Genomic DNA, 5,871 nt, shown 5'->3' with positions numbered 1-5,871 from the left:
CCGCTTCTCCTTCACCGGCAAGACGAATGCGATCACCCGTATTAACACCGGCGGGCACTTTAACGGAGAGTGTTTTATGCTCTTGTACGACGCCTTGACCATGACAATCATGACAAGGGTCCTGAATCATCTGACCCGTTCCGCGACAATGTGGACAGGCTTGCTGAACAGTGAAGAATCCTTGCTGAATGCGAACCTGACCATGTCCACCACAGGTCGTACAAGTCACAGGTTGTGTGCCAGGTTTGGCCCCGGAACCATCACAGGTTTTACATTCAACATTGACCGGTATGCGAATTTTCGCAGTCGTTCCAGCAACAGCTTCTTCCAGCGTCAAATCCAGGCGATAGCGCAAATCGGCTCCACGGAAGCTTTGTCCACCCGGACCGCCACCGCCGAAAATATCATTAAATACATCGCCAAAAATATCGCTGAAACCGCCCGAACTTCTGAACCCGCCACCGCCTGAGCTGTTATCTACTCCAGCATGACCAAACTGGTCATAAGCAGCACGTTTTTGGGAATCAGACAGAATTTCGTAAGCTTCTTTGGCCTCTTTGAACCTGGCTTCAGCGGTTGCATCATCCGGATTACGATCAGGATGATATTTCATCGCCATACGACGATATGCTTTTTTGATTTCAGCTTCTGTCGCAGTGCGCGATACACCAAGAAGGTCGTAATAGTCTTTTTTGGCCATGTTTAGTTTTTCTTGTATCTCTTAAACAAGACAGGCGTAGGCTCAATGCCTACGCCTGTTTTCAGTTAATTGTGTGAAAGATTATGAATTTTTCTTGTCGTCATCGACTTCTTCAAATTCGGCATCTACCACATCATCGTTTTGTGCTGTGGAATCATCTGTTGCGGCACCTTCACCAGCTTCTGCGTTTTCAGCATAAGCACGTTCAGCCAGCTTGCCTGCAGCTTCTGACAACGCAGCGGTTTTGGCTTCGATATCGGCTTTATCTTCACCTTTCAGAGCCTGTTGTAACTCTTCAATGGCCGCTTCAATCTTGGCTTTTTCATCAGCTTCCACTTTATCACCCAGATCAGTCAGTGATTTGTTGGTCGCATGAATCAAACCATCCGCCTGGTTGCGTACTGTGACCAGTTCATGGAACTTACGGTCTTCATCAGCATGCGCTTCAGCATCTTTAACCATTTTTTCAACTTCATCGTCAGACAGACCGCTGGAAGCTTTAATCACAATGGATTGCTCTTTACCTGTCGCTTTATCTTTAGCAGACACGTTCAGAATACCGTTAGCATCAATATCAAAGGTGACTTCGATTTGTGGTGTACCACGTGGAGCTGGTGGAATATCCGCTAAATCAAAACGTCCCAGTGATTTATTGGCTGAGGCAATTTCACGTTCACCCTGCAATACATGGATGGTAACGGCCGGCTGATTATCATCTGCTGTCGAAAACACCTGATTCGCTTTAGTTGGGATGGTGGTGTTTTTCTCAACCAGTTTGGTCATTACGCCGCCCATGGTTTCGATACCCAGGCTTAATGGGGTAACGTCCAGCAACAATACGTCTTTCACATCACCAGCCAATACCGCAGCCTGAATCGCAGCACCAACGGCAACCGCTTCATCCGGATTCACGTCACGGCGTGGTTCTTTACCAAACATTTCTTTAACCGCTTCTTGCACTTTCGGCATGCGGGTTTGGCCACCAACCAGAATGACATCATTGATGTCAGACAATTTCAGGCCGGCATCTTTCAATGCCATTTTGCAAGGTTCCATACTGCGTGAAATCAAGTCTTCTACCAAAGATTCCAGCTTGGCGCGGGTCAAACGGATTTCCATGTGTTTAGGGCCACTGGCATCTGCAGTGATGTAAGGCAGATTAATATCCGTTTGTGAGCTGGAAGACAGCTCAATTTTGGCTTTCTCGGCAGCATCTTTCAAACGTTGCAAGGCCAATGGATCTTTACTCAGATCAACGCCCTGATCTTTCTTGAATTCAGCAACCAGATAATCAATGATACGTTGGTCAAAGTCTTCACCACCCAGGAATGTATCACCGTTGGTGGCCAGTACTTCAAACTGATGCTCGCCTTCGATATCAGCAATTTCAATGATCGATACGTCAAACGTACCACCACCCAAATCGTATACAACAACTGTGGAATCACCACGTTTTTTGTCCATGCCGTAAGCCAGCGCTGCAGCGGTTGGTTCGTTGATGATACGTTTGACTTCAAGACCGGCAATCTTGCCAGCATCTTTAGTGGCTTGACGTTGTGAGTCATTGAAATAGGCCGGAACGGTAACAACCGCTTGAGTGACTTCTTCACCCAAAAATTCTTCAGCGGTTTTTTTCATTTTCATCAAAACGCGAGCTGAAATTTCAGGCGGAGCCATTTTTTTACCATTGGCTTCTACCCAGGCATCACCGTTATCCGCTTCAACGATTTTATACGGCACCATATCAATATCGCGCTGTACTACATCGTCTTTAAATTTACGGCCAATCAAACGCTTGATTGCGTACAAAGTGTTTTTGGCGTTAGTGACAGCCTGACGTTTGGCAGACTGACCTACCATCACTTCGTTATCTTTGTTGAATGCAACAATTGACGGGGTTGTGCGATCACCTTCACTGTTTTCGATGACACGGGCTTTGCCGTCTTCCATCACCGCTACACATGAGTTGGTCGTACCCAAGTCAATACCAATAATTCTACCCATAATCTTTTCTCCATCGTACTAAGTTCGTCTGGCTATTCCAGCCGTTGTGATAATAGATGGGGCAGGAAATTTTGATTTCAAGCCCTTAAATTTCGTCCGGTTATTGAGAAACCACTACCATGGCAGGACGTAACAGACGCCCATTGAAACGGTAGCCTTTCTGCATGACATTCAATACCTGGTTAGCTTCTACGCCTTCTGCAGGCTGCATTGCCATGGCCTGATGCAGATCAGGATCGAAAGCCTCGCCCTCAGGATTAAGTTGTTCAAGACCGAATTTACCGATCGAGCTCATGAACATTTTGAGTGTCATTTCCATGCCATCTCGCACTGTTTCAAGCTTGGCATCTTCATTTTTTGCTGCGTTGAGACCAAACTCCAGGCTGTCGCAGATAGGCAATAGCTCTGTTACGAATTTGTCCAGCGCATGTTTGTGAGCGTTTTCCAGATCACGGCTGTGTCTGCGACGCATATTTTCCAGATCGGCTCTGGCACGCAATAATTCATTCCAATGTTCATCGGCTTTGTTGCGGGCATCTTCCAGCTGTTTTACAACATCTGCTTCAGATTCCGCTGGCTGAGCTGACTCAGCTGTTTCGGGTGAGGTTTCGACCGGCTCAGATTCCGCCGTCGACTTTTCGATTTCTTCGTTGCTCATGATTAATCAGATTCCGCTTTGCTCAACACAAAGCTGCTATTTGGGGGTCAAAAATCTGATTTCAAGCGGCGAACAGAACTTTTTGTGAAAACAAATTCAACTTTATTTAAGCCACACACAATTTCCATCACTGCTGGCCTGTAATTTTTCCAGCATCACCTGATGTGCTGCCAACTCGGTTGCGTCAGCCTCAATGACCTTTAATGCTGAACGAGGACGTTCAATTGTCGTGATCTCATTTTTCTCAGCATCGTGTTGCGGTTCGAATTGCTCTGCCGCCAGTGACAAGCTGACCTGTCCACCCGTCATCATCAGATAGACGTCTGCCAGAATTTCGGCGTCTAATAAGGCGCCATGTAACTCCCGGTTGGAATTATCCACCCCATAGCGTTTACATAACGCATCCAGATTGTTTTTCTGACCCGGATGTTTATCCCGCGCCAGTTTTAACGTGTCCATCACTGAACAAATATCGTCAATTTTGGCGGTGTGACCTAACTTGGTTAACTCGTGATTTAAGAATCCAACGTCAAATGCGGCGTTATGAATAATCAATTCAGCACCTTCGATAAACCGCAGAAAATCTGCAGCAATATCTGCAAATAACGGTTTATCGGCTAATGATTCATTGGTAATGCCATGAACCTCTATCGCTCCGGCATCGATTTCACGTTGTGGATTTATATATTGATGAAACGTCTCACCGGTCAGCCGTCGATTCACTAATTCAACGCAGCCGATTTCAATAATGCGATGATCATCTGCTGTACTGAGGCCAGTGGTTTCGGTATCTAAAACAATTTGTCGTTGACTGGTTTGCTCTGCCATCGGTTAGTCCTGTAATGCGATTTGAGTACGTGCTGCTACCGCCAGCTGATCGGCACGTTCATTTTCCGGATGACCATCATGACCCCGAACCCATTGCCAGGATAATTTATGTGGCTGGGAGGCCGCATCCATGCGTTGCCATAAATCGGCATTTTTCACTGGTTGCCGGGCGGCGGTTCGCCAGTTTTTGGCTTTCCAGCCTTTCAACCATTCGGTCATCCCTTTCATCACATATTGTGAGTCAGTGGTAATGGTGACATGACAAGGCCTTTTCAATGCTTCCAGACCGGCTATGACTGCCATCATCTCCATCCGATTATTGGTGGTCAGTTTTTCACCGCCAGATAACTCCTTTTCGTTATCTTTGGCACGGAGTATGGTTCCCCAACCTCCCGGCCCCGGATTACCACTGCAGGCACCATCGGTAAAAATTTCAACGTGTTCCATTAATGCTCTTTTCGTGTTGCTGAGGGATTCACCAGTTGTGGTCTGGGAAATAATTTTCTATTTTGCCACCGGCTTTGTAATGGGGTCACCAGAAAAGTGCGTTTTTTTGCGACAATTGCAGTGACGCCACCAAGATATGGCCAGAGACGTCGCCCCCATCTTTCCAGAAAACCACCACGTTTTATCCAGCGTTCATTTTGCCATGGGGGACAATAAATGATCGATCGGGCTTCCACTACATCAAAATCCAACAATGACAGCCAGTCTTTTAAGCGCTGACGTGAAAAAAACTGTCCCCGCCACGGCAAACTATCCTGCCAGGAAAACAATCGACGTAAACCCCATACACTAAACGGATTAAAACATAGCACCACCAGTGTGCCATCTTCGTTTAACACTCTGTCGGCTTCACGTAATAATTGATGCGGTTGGCGGGAAAATTCCACCACATGCTGCAACAGCATCACATCAACACTGTCAGACTTAAATGGAAGTTGCTCACTTTGCGCATGAAATTGTCCGCTGCTTCCCATTAATGCCTGATAACAAGGTCGTAAGGAAGTCGGTAGAATAAGGCTTTGTCCACCAAGCTGCAGCTGAAAAAAACCATGCAGCTTTGCCTGTTGATACTTTAGCCATTGCTGTTCCTGGCTTTGTATATAACGGGCAAGCGAAGATTGCCACCATTGTGTCATCTCGCGGTCTTGCTCTTTATAATTACACATAGGCCATTCCGGCGGAGTTAGATAATGTTACAAATTCATGCCGTAAAGGCATTTAATGATAATTATATATGGTTGATTCAGTCAGCCGAGAATCAGGATGTATTAATTGTTGATCCGGGCGATGCGGGTCCAGTGATTAACTTTGTAGAAAAAAACGATCTGCATCCTGCGGCCATCTTAGTCACCCATCATCATAACGATCATGTTGGCGGTATCCGTCGCCTCGACGACCTGTATGATCTGCCCGTTTTTGGACCGCAACGTGAACACATCAAAACAGTCGATACACCTTTGTACGCCCAGGCTGACCAACAATTGCATTCATCTTTTCCGCACTTCAGAGTAATCGATACTCCTGGACACACTCCAGGTCATATCAGCTATCTGGTAGATGATAACCTGTTCTGTGGCGACACATTATTTGCTGGTGGTTGTGGTCGCCTGCTTGGAGGTACAGCAGAACAACTATTTGATTCACTGCAAAAAATAAAACAATTACCTGACGATAC

At 46.4% G+C, this 5,871-nt stretch carries 7 protein-coding genes; 1 reads left to right on the top strand and 6 read right to left on the bottom strand.

Going from position 1 to position 5,871, the window contains the following annotated elements; translation table 11 throughout:
* The 6 genes from dnaJ to B3182_RS01110 form a co-directional block, all read right to left on the bottom strand.
* Nucleotides 1-700, bottom strand: a 700-nt coding sequence (dnaJ, locus tag B3182_RS01135; RefSeq protein ID WP_292751194.1) for a molecular chaperone DnaJ, incomplete at its 3' end; no start/stop codon positions are given.
* Nucleotides 701-781: 81 nt separating this feature from the next.
* The gene (dnaK, locus tag B3182_RS01130) at nucleotides 782-2,704 is read right to left on the bottom strand and encodes a molecular chaperone DnaK (protein ID WP_292354552.1); all 1,923 of its coding nucleotides are present in this window, start codon (nucleotides 2,702-2,704) and stop codon (nucleotides 782-784) included.
* Between the two features lie 100 nt (nucleotides 2,705-2,804).
* Entirely contained in the window at nucleotides 2,805-3,362 is a 558-nt protein-coding gene (gene grpE, locus B3182_RS01125) for a nucleotide exchange factor GrpE (RefSeq protein ID WP_292354550.1), read from the bottom strand.
* A gap of 102 nt (nucleotides 3,363-3,464) precedes the next feature.
* On the bottom strand, nucleotides 3,465-4,190 hold the full coding sequence (dnaQ, locus tag B3182_RS01120) for a DNA polymerase III subunit epsilon (protein ID WP_292354548.1): 726 nt from the start codon (nucleotides 4,188-4,190) through the stop codon (nucleotides 3,465-3,467).
* A gap of 3 nt (nucleotides 4,191-4,193) precedes the next feature.
* Nucleotides 4,194-4,637 carry a ribonuclease HI gene (gene rnhA / locus B3182_RS01115; protein WP_292354546.1) on the bottom strand — a complete coding sequence of 148 codons (444 nt, stop codon included), beginning with the start codon at nucleotides 4,635-4,637 and terminating at the stop codon, nucleotides 4,194-4,196.
* Nucleotides 4,637-5,362, bottom strand: a complete 726-nt coding sequence (locus B3182_RS01110) for a class I SAM-dependent methyltransferase (protein ID WP_292354544.1) — start codon at nucleotides 5,360-5,362, stop codon at nucleotides 4,637-4,639. Before B3182_RS01110 ends, rnhA begins: the two co-directional genes overlap by 1 nt.
* A gap of 24 nt (nucleotides 5,363-5,386) precedes the next feature.
* Between B3182_RS01110 and B3182_RS01105 the strand changes: the two genes are divergently transcribed.
* The coding region (locus B3182_RS01105) for an MBL fold metallo-hydrolase (RefSeq protein WP_292751191.1) at nucleotides 5,387-5,871 on the top strand (485 nt) is incomplete at its 3' end.

Origin of the sequence: Methylophaga sp. UBA4204 (genome assembly GCF_002379485.1) — a bacterium.
In the GTDB taxonomy this organism is placed as follows: Bacteria; Pseudomonadota; Gammaproteobacteria; order Nitrosococcales; family Methylophagaceae; genus Methylophaga.
The sequence above is the reverse complement of the archived record's forward strand: the minus strand, read 5'-3'. Positions and strand labels throughout refer to the sequence as shown.

Coding starts and splice junctions, on each gene's coding strand:
- dnaK (WP_292354552.1), bottom strand. CDS start 2,704: ATGGGTAGAATTATTGGTATTGACTTGGGTACGACCAACTCATGTGTA.
- grpE (WP_292354550.1), bottom strand. CDS start 3,362: ATGAGCAACGAAGAAATCGAAAAGTCGACGGCGGAATCTGAGCCGGTC.
- dnaQ (WP_292354548.1), bottom strand. CDS start 4,190: ATGGCAGAGCAAACCAGTCAACGACAAATTGTTTTAGATACCGAAACC.
- rnhA (WP_292354546.1), bottom strand. CDS start 4,637: ATGGAACACGTTGAAATTTTTACCGATGGTGCCTGCAGTGGTAATCCG.
- B3182_RS01110 (WP_292354544.1), bottom strand. CDS start 5,362: ATGTGTAATTATAAAGAGCAAGACCGCGAGATGACACAATGGTGGCAA.